Source organism: Parazoarcus communis SWub3 = DSM 12120, from assembly GCF_003226565.1.
In the GTDB taxonomy this organism is placed as follows: domain Bacteria; phylum Pseudomonadota; class Gammaproteobacteria; order Burkholderiales; family Rhodocyclaceae; genus Parazoarcus; species Parazoarcus communis.
In genome coordinates this window covers 1-776 of sequence record NZ_QKOE01000084.1, presented here as the reverse complement: position 1 = coordinate 776, position 776 = coordinate 1, and the positions used below count along the sequence as shown (strand labels likewise).

General features: G+C 63.9%; 2 protein-coding genes. Both read left to right on the top strand.

All coding sequences use genetic code 11. The features are described from left to right. A partial coding sequence (locus DNK49_RS24215; protein WP_207807106.1) for an Acb2/Tad1 domain-containing protein occupies positions 1-286 on the top strand: 286 nt, incomplete at its 5' end. Positions 287-341: 55 nt separating this feature from the next. Beyond that, a partial coding sequence (locus DNK49_RS23125; RefSeq protein WP_133255172.1) for a 3'-5' exonuclease occupies positions 342-776 on the top strand: 435 nt, incomplete at its 3' end.

The following is a 776-nucleotide window of genomic DNA, read 5'->3' as shown; positions in this document are numbered from 1 at the left end:
CAGCGGCTTCAACACGGCCGGCAACCCTTCCTACCAGGAAGCGCCGCGCGACTTTCAAACCATCCTGTTCCAGAACGGCCCGATCAACGAAGCCGGCGTCAACGGTCTTACGCACGAGGCGCTGTTAGCCATCGTCGCCGACCGTCTCCGTTCGTTTCAGGCGGGGCCGTTCTCCTGCAAGGCCAACGCCTGTGCGCTGACGCACATCGAAGAGGCGATGCACTGGCTGCAACAGCGCACCCTGGAACGCATGCGCCGCGGCGTCGAGGGCACCAACCAGAAGTGAACCATCGCGAGGCGGCGCTTCGGCGTCGCCTCCTTTCCTTGTCGGGAGACTTCGCATGAAAGACGTCATGATCGACCTCGAAACGCTCGGCACGCGCCCCGGCTGCGTCATCCGAAGCATCGGGGCTCTCTTCTTCGATCCGAACAGCGATGCGCTCGGCGCCGAATTCTACGTCAACGTCGATCGCGCGAGCTGCGAAGCGGCTGGCTTGTACGTCGACGCCAACACTGAGGCATGGTGGGCGCGGCAGAGCAAAGCAGCGCAAGAAGCGTTGCTCGTCGACCCGCAGCCTCTGCAGGACGCTCTGTGGTCGTTCTCTGCCTGGTGGCAGTCGCACGGCGGCGAGCGCGTCTGGAGCCACGGCGCCAATTTCGACCAGCCGATTATCGAAGCGGCCTACCGCGCCGTCGGCATGCAGGCCCCGTGGTCATTCTGGAATAGCCGTTGCACCCGGACACTGTTCGATGTCGCGAACGTAGACACGCGCAAA